The sequence below is a fragment of the Nocardioides ferulae genome, assembly GCF_003660455.1.
Classification (GTDB): domain Bacteria; phylum Actinomycetota; class Actinomycetes; order Propionibacteriales; family Nocardioidaceae; genus Nocardioides; species Nocardioides ferulae.
In genome coordinates, this window is sequence record NZ_QZVR01000001.1 from 111,322 (window position 1) to 124,805 (window position 13,484).

The window sequence follows — 13,484 nt, forward strand, 5'->3', positions numbered from 1 at the left end:
CCGCCGCTCGCGGCGGGTCCCTGAGGACCGCTCCACCCCCGGGCGCAGTCGCCGCGTCTCGGGTCGTCCACCACCGGCGGAGGAGAGCCCCCGTGTCCGTCCCAGCCACCGAGCTGTCGGCAACCCATCCCTCAGACCAGCCGCTGCTGAGCCTGCGCGGCGTCCACAAGAGCTTCGGTGCCGTGCAGGTGCTCCAGGGCGTCGACCTCGACGTCCGGGCCGGCCAGGTCACCGCGCTGGTCGGGGACAACGGCGCCGGCAAGAGCACGCTGATCAAGGGGGTCGCCGGCATCCACGTCTTCGACTCGGGCGACTACTTCTTCGAAGGGGAGCCGGTCAAGGTGCACGGCCCTAAGGACGCCAACGCCCTCGGCATCGAGGTCGTCTACCAGGACCTCGCCCTGTGCGACAACCTCGACGTCGTCCAGAACATGTTCCTCGGCCGCGAGATGGGCCCCAGGGTCAGGCTCGACGAGACCACGATGGAGACCCGGGCGCGGGAGACCCTCGACGGTCTGTCGGTGCGCACGCTCCAGTCGGTGCGCACCCGCGTCGCCTCTCTCTCGGGCGGCCAGCGCCAGACGGTGGCGATCGCCCGCGCGGTTCTCTGGAACTCCAAGATCGTCATCCTCGACGAGCCGACCGCCGCCCTCGGGGTCGCCCAGACCGAGCAGGTTCTGCGCCTGGTGCGCCGGCTCGCCGACCGAGGGCTCGGCGTGGTCCTGATCAGCCACAACCTCAACGAGGTGTTCCAGGTCGCCGACGACATCGCCGTGCTCTACCTCGGCCACATGGTCGCCCAGGTGCGCAAGGACGACGTCACCCGCGCCGACGTGGTCGAGCTGATCACCTCCGGTGCCACCCAGCGCGACGGTGCCGCGCCCATGAACGGGAACGGAGTTGCCCGATGAGCACGCCGACGGCACGCGCGACCCGGGGGCACGCCCCCGAAGGTCCCAAGGGGACGAAGTGGCGGTTCCGCGTCGCCGACCGGCTCCGTCGGACGCGCACGGAGCTCCGCGACATCCTCCGGGCGTACGTCGAGCGGGTGCGTGGCGGTGACGTCGGATCGCTCCCGGCGATCCTCGGCCTCATCGTGCTGGTGGCGGTCTTCTCGGCGCTCGAGCCCGAGTCCTTCACCTCCGCGCTCAACTTCGCCAACCTGATCGGCCAGTCGGCCGGTGTCATGGTGATCGCGATGGGCCTGGTCTTCGTGCTGCTCCTCGGCGAGATCGACCTGTCCGCAGGCGTCACCGGCGGCGTCGCGGCCTCGATGCTCGGCGTGGTGCTGACCGAGCAGGGCTGGCCCGTGGCGCTCTCGTTGCTCACCGCGCTGCTGACCGGCACGTTCATCGGAGCCTGCCTGGGCGTGTTCGTCGCCAAGGTCGGCATCCCGTCCTTCGTGGTGACGCTCGCGGCGTTCCTCGGCTTCCAGGGCGTGATGCTCCAGGTCATCGGCGAGGGAGGCACGATCGGCTACCGCGACGAGTTCGTGCTCAAGCTCAACAACGGGGCGATGCCGCTGTGGCTGGGCTGGACCCTCGCCGGGGTCACGATCGCCGGCTACGGCCTCGCCACGCTCCTCACCATCCGGCGACGGCGCCGTGAGGGACTGGTGTCCCAGCCGCTGCTGCTGTGGGCCCTCAAGACCGGGGCCCTGGCCGCGGTGGTGCTGGCGGTCGTGGGCTATCTGTCCGCCGAGCGGAGCCCGTTCCCCGACCTGAAGTCGATCAAGGGCGTCCCCAACGTCCTCCTGGTGATCCTGCTGCTGGTCGTGGTGCTCAGCTACCTGCTGACCCGCACCTCCTGGGGCAGGCACATCTACGCGGTCGGTGGCAACGCCGAGGCGGCCCGTCGGGCCGGCATCAACGTGGCCTGGATCCGGATCTCGTGCTTCATGGTGAGCTCGTCGGTCGCCGCCATCGGCGGCGTCCTGCTGGCCAGCCGCACCAACTCCGTGTCGCCGCAGACCGGCGGCAACGAGACCCTGCTGTACGCCGTGGGCGCGGCCGTCATCGGCGGCACCAGCCTGTTCGGGGGCAAGGGCCGGGTGACCGACGCCGTGATCGGCGGCCTGGTCATCGCGGTCGTGGCCAACGGGATGGGCCTGCTCAACCAGCCCGCCGGCGTCGTGTTCATGGTGACCGGAGTCGTGCTGGTGTTCGCGGCGGCGGTGGACGCGCTCAGCCGACGGCGCGCGGCGTCGACCGGTCGGGCCTAGTGACATGCGCACCCGGCTGGGCGTCGGGGGCGAGGAGCTGCGGCGGGCGAACCTGTCCGCGATCCTCCGCACGGTCCACACCTCGGGGCCGACGACACGGGCCGAGCTGACCCGAAGGCTCGGGCTGAACCGGAGCACGATCGGTGCCCTGACCGTCGAGCTGCAGTCCCTGGGCCTGGTGACCGAGCAGACCGCGGTGGTGGGCGGGCGGGGGAGGCCCTCCCATCTGGTGGTGCCGTGCGCGGAGAACGTCGTGGTCGCCGTCGACGTCGGTGTCGACCGCATCGCCGTCGCCCGGGTCGGTCTCGGGGGCGAGGTGCTGGAGCGTCGCCAGCGGCGCCATCAGCGTGGCGAGCACGCGGTGGCCCTGGTCGCCGAGTCGGTGGCGCAGATGGTGGAGGACACGCTGCTCGGGGCGGGCTCGGCGCACTGCCACGGGATCGGCGTCTCGGTGCCCGGGGCGATCCGCGACAGCGACGGGCTGGTGCGGTTCGCTCCCAACCTGGGCTGGCTCGACGAGCCGTTCACCGAGCTCCTCTCCGCGCGGTTGGGGCGCGCCGTGGCGACCGGCAACGACGCCGACCTGGGGGTGCTCGCCGAGCATGTCCGCGGTGCCGCGACCGGCTACTCCGAGGTGGCCTACCTCAGCGCCAGCGTCGGCATCGGCGGGGGCTTCCTCGTGGGGGGTCGGCCGCTGCGCGGCGCCAGCGGCTATGCCGGCGAGATCGGCCACCTGCCGGTGGACCCCCAGGGCCCCACGTGCCGGTGTGGGGCGGTCGGCTGCTGGGAGATGAAGGTCGGGGAGAACGTGCTGCTGAGCGAGGCCGGGCGACTCCCGGGTGGCGGCCCGGCCGCGGTCGCCGAGGTGATCGCCGCCGCCGGAGCAGGGGAGACCAGGGCGCGGGCCGCGGTCGACGACGTGGCGCGCTGGTGCGGGGTGGGCCTGCGGGCGCTGGTGAACCTGTTCGACCCGGAGGCCGTCGTCCTGGGCGGCTGCCTGGCCCAGGTCTGGCGAGCCGCCGAGGAACGGGTGCGCGCCGAGTTCGGGCGCAGCGACCTGGCTTCGCTGCGAGCCGGCGTCGTCATCCGTCCTGCCGCACTGGGCGACGACGCCTCCCTGCTGGGCGCCGCGGAGCTGGCCTTCGAGCCGTTGCTCGACCACCCCCAGACGATGGCGGCGCGAGCAGGCTGAAGAGACGCGGGCGGAGGACCGGTAGCCTGCTCACGCCATGCTCGAACGTTTCCGCTCCGCCGTCACCGCCGTCCTCTCGCCGATCGCCCGGCTGCTGCTGCGCCTGGGTGTGAGCCCCGACGCGGTCACGCTGGTCGGCACTCTCGGGGTCTGCACCGGCGCGCTGGTGTTCTTCCCCCAGGGCAGGCTGCTCGCCGGAGTGCTGTTCATCACCGCGTTCGTCTTCAGCGACCTGCTCGACGGACACATGGCCCGCTCCTCGGGCCGGGTCAGCAAGTTCGGTGCCTTCTGGGACTCCACGCTCGACCGGTTCGGCGACGGCGCGATCTTCATCGGCCTGGCGCTCTACTTCGCCTGGGAGGAGCCCTCGAAGCTCTACCTGGTGCTGTCGCTGGTGTGCCTGCTGATGGGGGCAATCACCTCCTACGCCCGCTCTCGTGGCGAGACGCTGGGCTTCGACGTCAAGGTCGGCATCGCCGAGCGCGCCGACCGGCTGGTGCTGATCTTGGTGATGACCGGGCTGAGCGCGATCTTCGACCAACCGATCCTGCTCTACGTCGCGCTGTGGGTGCTCGCGGTGGCCAGCACCATCACGGTCGGCCAGCGGGTCTGGGTGGTGCGCAAGCAGGCTCAGGCCGAGGTCGCCGCGCAGGCCTCGTCCTGAGGCCTGGGCCGCGGGGAGCCTGATCTCACCCGGGTGGCCGGAAGCGGTCATCGGCCGGTTCCGGCCCTAGCATGGCCGTCATGTCCGACAGCACCCCCGTGACCCCCGCCGCCGACGCCCCGACCGGCGCCTCCACCGACGCCGCCCAGACCGGCACCAGCCGCGTGAAGCGCGGCATGGCCGAGATGCTCAAGGGCGGGGTGATCATGGACGTCGTCACCGCCGAGCAGGCCAAGATCGCCGAGGACGCCGGTGCCGTCGCGGTGATGGCGCTGGAGCGGGTGCCCGCCGACATCCGCGCCCAGGGCGGGGTGTCGCGGATGAGCGACCCCGACATGATCGACGGCATCATCGAGGCGGTCTCGATCCCGGTGATGGCCAAGGCCCGGATCGGCCACTTCGTCGAGGCGCAGGTGCTGCAGAGCCTCGGGGTCGACTACGTCGACGAGTCTGAGGTGCTCACCCCGGCCGACTACGCCAACCACATCGACAAGTGGGCCTTCACCGTCCCGTTCGTGTGCGGGGCGACCAACCTGGGCGAGGCGCTGCGGCGCATCACCGAGGGCGCGGCGATGATCCGGTCCAAGGGGGAGGCCGGCACCGGCGACGTCTCCAACGCGGTCACCCACATGCGCACGATCCGCCGCCAGATCCGCCGTCTCGGCGCCCTGGAGACCGACGAGCTCTACGTCGCCGCCAAGAAGCTGCAGGCGCCCTACGAGCTGGTCGCCGAGGTCGCACGATCCGGCAAGCTGCCCGTGGTGCTCTTCACCGCCGGCGGCATCGCCACCCCCGCCGACGCGGCGATGATGATGCAGCTGGGAGCCGAGGGCGTCTTCGTCGGCTCCGGCATCTTCAAGTCCGGCAACCCGGCCCAGCGGGCGAAGGCGATCGTCGAGGCCACCACCTTCCACGACGACCCCGACGTGGTCGCGAAGGTCTCACGCGGTCTCGGTGAGGCGATGGTCGGCATCAACGTCGAGGAGATCCCGCAGCCGCACCGGCTGGCCGAGCGCGGCTGGTGACCGCCGCCCGCTGATGCCGGTGGTGGCTCCACGCGGGCGGTCGTCGCCGATCGTTCGCGTCCGGGTCACCCAAGAGGTCGCGGGCGTTGACCCGGCCCCTGGATGGTGCGCGGTGTGCGTCGCGCCTGGATGGACCAGCTGCGGGGCGCCGCGATCCTCGCGGTCCTGCTGCTCCACGCCCAGCTCGTCGCCGACGGGCTGACCGGCGAGGGCCCGGCCGTGCTGCGTGCGGTCAACACCGAGCTGGCCCCGGTCCGGATGCCGCTGCTCGTGGCGCTCTCCGGGATGCTGGTCGGCCGCTCGCTGGCCAAGGGCCGCCGCCGGCACGTGCGCGGCAAGCTCGAGGCGCTGGCCTGGCCCTACCTGGTGTGGGGTGTGCTCGACGTCGCCCACGTGCTGGTCGACACCGCCGTCACCGGAGCGCCGGTGCCGTGGGCCTGGCTGCCGCGGCTGGCCTACGACCCCTCGACGTACCTGTGGTTCCTCGGCTACCTGCTGGTGTTCCACCTGGCCGTGACACCCCTGGGCGGCCTCGCGCGCACCCTGGCGCTCCCGGTGGTGTGGGTGCTCGCCGGCTTGGCCGCGGACGGCAGCCAGCTCCAGGCGCTGCTGGAGCTGTTCCGCTGGTTCCTGCTCGGTGACCTGCTGTGGCGCGCCGGTCTGCAGCACCTCGACCCGGGGCCCGCGGTTCCCGGGGCAGCGGGCCGGCTCCTCGGACACCTGGGGATCCACTCCGTCGTCTACTACGTCTGCCACCTGCTCGCGATGGTGTACGCCGCCCGGCTGCTCGTCGCGCTCGACCTCCGCGACCCTTGGCTGCTGACGGCGCTCCTGGTCGTCGTCCCGCTGGTCCTCGGTCGGGTCCTGGTGGCCGCCCGGAGCCGCTCCCGTTGGGCCGACGCGCTCTTCGTGTGGCCGGCGTCCTCGCGGCGGGGAGGTGCCCCCGGCACCCCCACGAGAGGAGCTGTGGTCCGGCCGCCGTCTACGATCCGGGCGTGACCACCATCGGCGTGCTGGCCCTGCAGGGCGACGTTCGCGAGCACCTGCAGGCGCTCACGGGCCTGGGTGTGCGCGCGCTGCCGGTCCGGCGCCCCACCGAGCTCGACGCCTGCGACGGGCTGGTGCTGCCGGGCGGCGAGTCCACCACGATCGCCAAGCTGGCGCGCACCTTCGGCATGTTCGAGCCGCTGCGCGAGCGGCTCGCCTCCGGCATGCCCGCGTTCGGCACCTGCGCGGGCCTGATCCTGCTCGCCGACCGGGTGGAGGACGCCGCCGCCGGCCAGGAGACCTTCGGCGGCATCGACGTGACCGTCCGCCGCAACGCCTTCGGCCGGCAGGTCGACTCCTTCGAGGACGACCTCGACTTCGCCGGACTCGACGACCCGGTGCACGCGGTGTTCATCCGGGCTCCGTGGGTCGAGAAGGCCGGCAACGACGTCGAGGTGCTCGCCCGCGTCGGTCACGGCCCCGCCACGGGTAGGATCGTCGCGGTCCGGCAGGGCCCGCTGATGGCGACGTCGTTCCACCCGGAGGTGGGCGGCGACACCCGGGTGCACGAACGCTTCGTCGACCTGGTCCGCGCCGTCTGAACGCGGGCGGGCGCCGGCCGCGGGCACAGCAGTCCGACCGATCAGCTCGACCGAGGATTGAGGATCCATGTCTGGCCACTCCAAATGGGCGACCACGAAGCACAAGAAGGCGGCCATCGACGCCAAGCGCGGCAAGATGTTCGCCAAGCTCATCAAGAACATCGAGGTGGCCGCCCGGATGGGCGGCGGTGACCCGGCCGGCAACCCGACCCTCTACGACGCCATCCAGAAGGCGAAGAAGTCCTCGGTCCCCAACGACAACATCGACCGTGCGGTCAAGCGCGGTTCGGGCGCCGAGGCCGGCGGGGCCGACTACTCGACGATCATGTACGAGGTCTACGGCCCGCAGGGCGTGGCGTTCCTCGTCGAGTGCCTCACCGACAACAAGAACCGGGCCGCCATGGAGGTCCGCACCGCGGTCACCCGCAACGGCGGCACGATGGCCGACCCCGGGTCGGTCTCCCGGCTCTTCAACCGCAAGGGCGTCGTCATGGTGCCCAAGGTCCAGGAGGCGCGCGAGGTGACCGAGGACGACGTCCTCGAGGCCACCCTCGACGCCGGGGCCGAGGAGGTCAGCGACCTCGACGAGTCGCTGGAGGTGCAGTCCGAGGCCACCGACGTGGTCCAGGTGCGCACCGCGCTCCAGGCCGCCGGCATCGACTACGACTCCGCCGAGGTCGAGTTCGTCGCCAGCCTGGAGATCCCCGTCGACGCCGACGCCGCCACGAAGGTGTTCCGCCTCGTCGACGCCCTCGAGGACCTCGACGACGTGCAGAACGTGTTCACCAACGTCGACGTGCCCGAGGACGTCATGGCCGAGCTCGAGGACGCGTAGCCCGCCGAGCTGCGTCGTCGCCGTGGGTGGACGGACCGCCCTCGGCGCGCCCGGGCGTGTCCTCCGGCCAACCGGGGGAGCGGGCGGCTAGCGTTGCTCCGAACACCTGTTCGGACGGAGGGCTGACCGATGCGCGTGCTCGGGATCGACCCGGGCCTGACCCGCTGCGGCATGGGCGTGGTCGAGGGCTCGATCGGACGGCCGCTGGCCCTGATCGACGTCAACGTGCTGCGCACCTCCTCCTCGCTCCCGGTCGCCGAGCGGCTGGTCACCATCGAGAAGGGCGTCGACGCCTGGCTCGACGAATACCGTCCCGACGCGGTCGCGGTCGAGCGGGTCTTCGCCCGCTCCGACGTCAGCACGGTCATGGGCACCGCCCAGGCCAGCGGCATCGCGATGGTGTGCGCGGCGCGACGCGGGCTCCCGGTCGCGCTGCACACCCCCAGCGAGGTCAAGGCGGCCGTCTCCGGCAGCGGGCGCGCCGACAAGGCCCAGGTGGGCGCGATGGTCACCCGCATCCTGCGCCTCGACGCGCCGCCCAAGCCCGCCGACGCCGCCGACGCGCTGGCCCTGGCGATCACCCACATCTGGCGTGGCTCGGCGCAGCACCGCATCGACGAGGCGGTGGCCGCCCAGCGGCGTCAGCTCGCCGCCGCTCAGGCCAAGGCGCGAGCCAAGGCGTCCAGCAGCACCCAGACCGGAAGGAGGCCCGCATGATCGCGTTCGTCCGCGGCCCGGTGGCCGCCGTGACCCTCTCCAGCGCCGTCCTCGAGGTCGGCGGGGTCGGCCTCGAAGTGATGTGCACTCCCGGAACCCTCGCGACGCTGCGGGTGGGGCAGCCCGCCACGCTGCCGACCAGCATGATCGTCCGCGAGGACTCCCTGACCCTCTTCGGCTTCCTCGACGACGACGAGAAGGCCGTCTTCGAGCTGGTGCAGACCGCGTCCGGCGTCGGGCCCAAGCTGGCCCAGGCGATCCTGGCGGTGCTCGCCCCCGACGAGCTGCGCCGCGCGGTCGCCGGCGAAGACGTGAAGACGCTGACCCGGGTCCCGGGCATCGGCCAGAAGGGAGCCCAGCGCATCATCCTCGAGCTCAAGGACCGGCTCGGTGCCCCGGTCGGCGGCCGGCCGGCCTCGGCGCCGCCACCCGCCGCGGCGTGGCGCGACCAGGTGCACCAGGGCCTGGTCGGACTGGGCTGGTCGGCCCGCGACGCGGAGAAGGCGATCGAGACCGTGGCGCCCCAAGCAGGCGACGTCCCCGACGTCGCCGCCCTGCTGCGCGCCGCGCTGCGCGCGCTGAGCAAGGCCTGAGCGGGAGGACGCGGTGCACCCGGACAGCTACGACGACGAGCTCACCGAGGCCGAGGAGTCCCATCTCCGGTCGCTGACCACCGCCGAGGCCGACGGTGACGAGCGGGCGATCGAGGCAGCGCTGCGGCCGCGGTCGCTCGACGAGGTGATCGGCCAGTCGCGGGTGCGGGCCCAGCTCGGCCTGGTGTTGGAGGCGGCGCGCCAGCGCGGCCGGGCACCCGACCACGTGCTCCTCTCCGGCCCGCCCGGCCTGGGCAAGACGACGCTGGCCATGATCATCGCCGGCGAGATGTCCACGCCGCTGCGGCTCACCAGCGGCCCGGCGATCACTCACGCCGGTGACCTGGCCGCGATCCTCTCGGGCATGAACGAGGGCGACGTGCTCTTCGTCGACGAGATCCACCGCATGTCGCGCCCCGCCGAAGAGATGCTCTACATGGCGATGGAGGACTTCCGGGTCGACGTCGTCATCGGCAAGGGCCCCGGCGCCACGGCCATTCCGCTGGAGATCCCACCGTTCACTTTGGTGGGGGCGACCACCCGGGCCGGGCTCCTTCCCGGTCCGCTGCGCGACCGGTTCGGGTTCACCGCCCACCTGGAGTTCTACGAGCCGCACGAGCTCGACCTGATCGTGCACCGATCCGCCGGGCTGCTCGGCGTCGAGCTCACCCCCGACGGCTCCTCCGAGATCGCCTCCCGCTCCCGCGGCACGCCCCGCATCGCCAACCGGCTGCTGCGCCGGGTGCGCGACTTCGCCCAGGTGCGCGCCGACGGGGTCGTGACGCTCGACGTCGCGCGCGACGCATTGGAGCTCTACGAGGTCGACGAGCTCGGCCTGGACCGCCTCGACAGGGCGGTCGTCGACGCGCTCTGCCGGCGCTTCGGTGGTGGCCCGGTCGGGGTCAGCACCCTCGCGGTGGCGGTGGGGGAGGAGCGCGAGACCGTCGAGGAGGTGGCCGAGCCGTTCCTGGTGCGCAACGGCTTCCTCGCCCGCACCCCGCGGGGGAGGGTCGCCACCGCCGCGGCCTGGCAGCACCTCGGTCTGACCGCGCCCTCGCACGCGTTCGGGGCAGCCGACCAGGAGCCGACCCTGTTCGAGGACGACCTCGACGACTGATCCACCGACCGGCCCGCTACTGCCGACTCTCCGGCGCCCCGCCGGGGCACCGGATTCGCCGCCGCGCGGTGGCGCGCGGCTAGACTGACCCGTCGGTCGGCCCTCTCGTGGCCTGGCCCGGTTCACTCGCCATCCCCGAGAGGTCTTTCGCTGTGCCGGAGAGCGTCGTCTCCCTGCTGCCCCTGGTGGGCATCGCCCTGCTGTTCTGGCTGCTGATCATCCGTCCGGCCTCCCGCCGGCAGAAGCAGCTCGCCCAGATGCAGGACTCGCTCCAGATCGGGGACGAGGTGGTGCTGACCTCCGGCATCCTCGGATCCGTCGCAGCCCTCGAGGAGGGCCGGGCGCGCATCGAGGTGGCGCCGGGCGTGGTCATCACCGTCGCCCGGGGCGCGGTCGGCCAGGTCGTCCCGCCCGAGGCCGGTGACCCGGCTCTCGGCACCGCCCAGCAGGACGAGGAGGCCTGAGATGGCCGCCAAGGGCTACCGCCCCGGACGGGTGCTGATCTTCTTCTTCGTCGGCGTGATCCTCAGCTACGTGCTGGTGGCCATGAACGGCGTGTGGAAGCCCCAGCTCGGCCTCGACCTGCAGGGCGGCACCCGCATCACGCTGACCGCCACCGGCGACGTCACCGAGGAGAACCTCGAGGAGGCGGCCGACATCATCGACCAGCGGGTCAACGCGCGCGGCGTCAGCGAGTCCGAGGTGACCACGCAGTCCGGCGAGTACATCGTCGTCGAGATCCCCGGCCAGAGCCGCCGCGACCTGCTGGAGACCGTCGAGCGGCAGGCGCAGCTGCGGTTCCGGCTGGTGGCGTGCAGCCCGTCCAGCAACCGGTGCGGCACGGCCGCTCCCGAGGTGCAGATCCCTCAGGGTGACGGCCAGGGGCCCCTGGCGCCCGGCGACGACAGCCAGGCCGGCCAGGACGGCGGCAAGGCCGGTGAGAAGGGCGACGGCAAGAACGGCGGCCAGAACGGCGGCCAGAACGGCGGCAACAACCGTCCGCCGCTCGCCTGGGCCGACGACGCGACCGCTGCCGCGTCCGACGACGCCAGCCCGACCGCAGAGCCCACGGACGGCGCGACCGCCGAGCCCACCGACGGCGAGTCGGCCGACAGCGCCTCCGAGAGCCCGTCGGAGTCGCCGACCGTGGTCGAGGCCCCCGACGCCGGCGACGGCGGCAACCTGGCCGACAAGCCGCTCGAGTGGTACCTCAACCCCGACCCGGCGGCGATCAAGGCCTACAACGAGTTCCAGTGCCCGGCCGACGGGACCGCACCGGTCGTCGAGGACGACCCCGACAAGCCGATCGTCACCTGCGGCGAGGAGGGTGAGAAGTACCTCCTCTCCCCGGCCGTGGTCGAGGGCACCGACCTCGACGACGCCTCGGCACTGATCCCGCCGCAGGAGCTCGCGTGGATCGTCTCGCTGGAGTTCGACGGCGACGGGGCCGACAAGTTCGGCAAGGTCTCCGAGGCGCTGTACGGCACCGACGACCAGTTCGCCATCGTGCTCGACGGCCAGGTCATCTCGGCGCCGAGGATGAACGGGCTGATCCTCGACGGACGCGCTCAGATCACCGGCGACTTCTCCCAGGCAGAGGCCGAGAGCCTGGCCACGAGCCTGAAGTTCGGCGCGCTGCCGATCGCCTTCGAGGACGACCCGACCAGCGAGACGATCGGTCCCTCGCTCGCCGGCGACCAGCTCACCGCGGGTCTGTGGGCCGGCGGCTTCGGTCTCGGCCTGGTGATGCTCTACTGCCTGATCTACTACCGCGGTCTGGGCATCGTGGTGCTCGGCTCCCTCGGCGTCGCGGCGATCGTCACCTACTCCATGGTGCTGCTGCTCAGCGAGGCCGCCGGCTTCACGCTGACGCTGCCGGGCATCGCCGGTCTGATCATCGCCGTCGGCGTCACCGCCGACTCGTTCATCCTGTTCTTCGAGCGCATCCGCGACGAGATGCGCGAGGGCAAGTCGATGCGGGTGGCGGTCGAGAGCGGCTGGCGCCGCGCCAAGGTGACCCGGCTCGCCGCGAACACCGTGTCGCTGCTGTCGGCGACGATCCTCTACGTCTTCGCCACCGGCGTGGTCAAGGGCTTCGGCTTCGCGCTCGGCCTCTCCACGCTGATCGACCTCGCCGTGCTCTTCTGGTTCACCAGGCCCGCGGTGAGCTACCTGTCGAAGTACCGCTTCTTCAACGGCGGCGGCAAGCTCTCCGGCTTGAGCCCCGAGACCCTCGGCATGGACCGCGTGCCGGCTGGAGGTAAGGCCTGATGGGCAAGTTCTCACGTCTGGGCAACGACCTCTACACCGACAAGAGGTCGATCGACTTCGTCGGGCGCAGGTGGCTCTGGTACGGCATCACGATGGTGCTGGTCTCGCTCGCGCTGCTGGCGATCGTGGTCAAGGGCTTCAACTTCGGCATCGAGTTCACCGGCGGCACCGAGTACCGCGTCGAGGTGGTCGGCGGTGCCGACCAGGACGACGCCGACGCGGTCCGCGAGGCGGTGGCCGCCACTGACGTCTCCGGGGCCGAGTCGCCAGTGGTGACGACGAGCGGTGACGACTACGTCATCGTGCAGGTCGAGGACATCACCGCCGAGGAGAGCGACCAGCTGACCGCCGCGATCGTCGACACCGTCGAGGTCGCCGACCCGGTCAACGACATCTCCCAGAGCGAGATCGGCGCCAGCTGGGGCCGCGCGGTCGCGGAGCGGGCGCTGACCGGCGTCGCGGTCTTCCTGATCCTGGTGATGCTGTTCATCTGGGCCTACTTCCGGGAGTGGAAGATGTCGATCGCCGCTGTCGCGGCGCTCGCCCACGACGTGACGATCACCGCGGGCATCTATGCGATCTCCGGCTTCCAGGTCACGCCTTCGGCCGTGACCGGCATGCTCGCGATCCTCGGCTTCTCGCTCTACGACACCGTGGTCGTCTTCGACAAGGTCCGCGAGAACACCCACGAGTTCAAGCGACCCGGACTGTCGTTCAGCCAGGAGGCGAACCTCGCGGTCAACCAGACCCTGGTGCGTTCGATCAACACCGGCATCGTCGCGCTGATCCCGATCGGCGCGATCCTCTGGGTGAGTGCGGTGACCCTGGGCGCCAGCTCGCTGCAGGACCTCGCGCTGGTGCAGTTCGTCGGCATGGCGGCGGGTGTCTACTCCTCGGTGTGCCTGGCGCCGCGTCTCCTGGTGCAGCTGAAGTCGAACGAGTCCGAGATCAAGCTGCAGGAGCGCCGTGCCGCGGCCCGTGCCCGGCACGCCGACCCCTACGCCCACGTGCCCTCGTTCGCCGACGAGGGCGTCCCGGCAGCCACCCCCTCGCTGGGCTTCGCCGCCGCCGACATCGACGCTGACGAGCGTGCCGAGCCGGGGCCCGCCGAGCCGTCCCGAGACGAGCCGAGCGGTCGCGGCCGGGTGGCCCCGCCCGCGCACGGCCCGATGCGCGACGCCGGCGCGGGCCGCCCGCAGCCGACCCGACAGCCACGCTCCAAGCGGGGCAAGAAGTGACGACGGGCTCGGGTGAGCTCGG

The 13,484-nt window shown here is 72.0% G+C and carries 14 protein-coding genes; all 14 read left to right on the forward strand.

Features of this window, described 5'->3' with window-relative positions:
* Positions 1-92 precede the first annotated feature (92 nt).
* The 14 genes from D6B71_RS00535 (at position 93) to secF (ending at position 13,462) form a co-directional block, all read left to right on the forward strand.
* The gene (locus D6B71_RS00535; RefSeq protein ID WP_240640904.1) at positions 93-911 is read left to right on the forward strand and encodes an ATP-binding cassette domain-containing protein; all 819 of its coding nucleotides are present in this window, start codon (positions 93-95) and stop codon (positions 909-911) included.
* The gene (locus D6B71_RS00540; protein ID WP_121250976.1) at positions 908-2,221 is read left to right on the forward strand and encodes a sugar ABC transporter permease; all 1,314 of its coding nucleotides are present in this window, start codon (positions 908-910) and stop codon (positions 2,219-2,221) included. The genes D6B71_RS00535 and D6B71_RS00540 overlap by 4 nt, the downstream gene beginning before the upstream one ends.
* 4 nt (positions 2,222-2,225) lie before the next feature.
* The gene (locus tag D6B71_RS00545; RefSeq protein ID WP_121250978.1) at positions 2,226-3,413 is read left to right on the forward strand and encodes an ROK family transcriptional regulator; all 1,188 of its coding nucleotides are present in this window, start codon (positions 2,226-2,228) and stop codon (positions 3,411-3,413) included.
* A gap of 37 nt (positions 3,414-3,450) precedes the next feature.
* Complete coding sequence (gene pgsA / locus D6B71_RS00550) at positions 3,451-4,077, forward strand: phosphatidylinositol phosphate synthase (RefSeq protein ID WP_121250980.1); 627 nt, start codon at positions 3,451-3,453, stop codon at positions 4,075-4,077.
* 80 nt (positions 4,078-4,157) lie between these two features.
* Complete coding sequence (gene pdxS, locus D6B71_RS00555; protein WP_206051490.1) at positions 4,158-5,102, forward strand: pyridoxal 5'-phosphate synthase lyase subunit PdxS; 945 nt, start codon at positions 4,158-4,160, stop codon at positions 5,100-5,102.
* A 114-nt stretch (positions 5,103-5,216) separates the two neighbouring features.
* Positions 5,217-6,101, forward strand: coding sequence for an acyltransferase family protein (locus D6B71_RS00560; RefSeq protein WP_164519485.1), 885 nt, complete (start codon positions 5,217-5,219; stop codon positions 6,099-6,101).
* A complete protein-coding gene (gene pdxT, locus D6B71_RS00565; protein WP_126688167.1) occupies positions 6,098-6,691 on the forward strand; it encodes a pyridoxal 5'-phosphate synthase glutaminase subunit PdxT in 594 nt (197 codons plus the stop codon). The genes D6B71_RS00560 and pdxT overlap by 4 nt, the downstream gene beginning before the upstream one ends.
* Positions 6,692-6,758: 67 nt before the next feature.
* Complete coding sequence (locus D6B71_RS00570) at positions 6,759-7,526, forward strand: YebC/PmpR family DNA-binding transcriptional regulator (RefSeq protein ID WP_121250984.1); 768 nt, start codon at positions 6,759-6,761, stop codon at positions 7,524-7,526.
* 129 nt (positions 7,527-7,655) lie between these two features.
* Positions 7,656-8,243: a crossover junction endodeoxyribonuclease RuvC gene (gene ruvC / locus D6B71_RS00575; RefSeq protein WP_121250986.1), complete on the forward strand. Its 588-nt coding sequence runs from the start codon at positions 7,656-7,658 to the stop codon at positions 8,241-8,243.
* Positions 8,240-8,836: a Holliday junction branch migration protein RuvA gene (gene ruvA / locus D6B71_RS00580; RefSeq protein WP_121250988.1), complete on the forward strand. Its 597-nt coding sequence runs from the start codon at positions 8,240-8,242 to the stop codon at positions 8,834-8,836. The genes ruvC and ruvA overlap by 4 nt, the downstream gene beginning before the upstream one ends.
* Before the next feature lie 13 nt (positions 8,837-8,849).
* Entirely contained in the window at positions 8,850-9,953 is a 1,104-nt protein-coding gene (gene ruvB, locus D6B71_RS00585) for a Holliday junction branch migration DNA helicase RuvB (protein WP_121250990.1), read from the forward strand.
* A gap of 152 nt (positions 9,954-10,105) precedes the next feature.
* Positions 10,106-10,417: a preprotein translocase subunit YajC gene (yajC, locus tag D6B71_RS00590; RefSeq protein WP_121250992.1), complete on the forward strand. Its 312-nt coding sequence runs from the start codon at positions 10,106-10,108 to the stop codon at positions 10,415-10,417.
* Between the two features lies 1 nt (position 10,418).
* Complete coding sequence (secD, locus tag D6B71_RS00595) at positions 10,419-12,224, forward strand: protein translocase subunit SecD (protein WP_121250994.1); 1,806 nt, start codon at positions 10,419-10,421, stop codon at positions 12,222-12,224.
* Positions 12,224-13,462: a protein translocase subunit SecF gene (gene secF, locus D6B71_RS00600; protein WP_121250996.1), complete on the forward strand. Its 1,239-nt coding sequence runs from the start codon at positions 12,224-12,226 to the stop codon at positions 13,460-13,462. Before secD ends, secF begins: the two co-directional genes overlap by 1 nt.
* The last annotated feature ends 22 nt before the right edge of the window (positions 13,463-13,484 follow it).

Coding starts and splice junctions, on each gene's coding strand:
- D6B71_RS00545 (WP_121250978.1), top strand. CDS start 2,226: ATGCGCACCCGGCTGGGCGTCGGGGGCGAGGAGCTGCGGCGGGCGAAC.
- D6B71_RS00570 (WP_121250984.1), top strand. CDS start 6,759: ATGTCTGGCCACTCCAAATGGGCGACCACGAAGCACAAGAAGGCGGCC.
- D6B71_RS00540 (WP_121250976.1), top strand. CDS start 908: ATGAGCACGCCGACGGCACGCGCGACCCGGGGGCACGCCCCCGAAGGT.
- ruvA (WP_121250988.1), top strand. CDS start 8,240: ATGATCGCGTTCGTCCGCGGCCCGGTGGCCGCCGTGACCCTCTCCAGC.
- secF (WP_121250996.1), top strand. CDS start 12,224: ATGGGCAAGTTCTCACGTCTGGGCAACGACCTCTACACCGACAAGAGG.
- pgsA (WP_121250980.1), top strand. CDS start 3,451: ATGCTCGAACGTTTCCGCTCCGCCGTCACCGCCGTCCTCTCGCCGATC.
- secD (WP_121250994.1), top strand. CDS start 10,419: ATGGCCGCCAAGGGCTACCGCCCCGGACGGGTGCTGATCTTCTTCTTC.
- ruvC (WP_121250986.1), top strand. CDS start 7,656: ATGCGCGTGCTCGGGATCGACCCGGGCCTGACCCGCTGCGGCATGGGC.
- pdxS (WP_206051490.1), top strand. CDS start 4,158: ATGTCCGACAGCACCCCCGTGACCCCCGCCGCCGACGCCCCGACCGGC.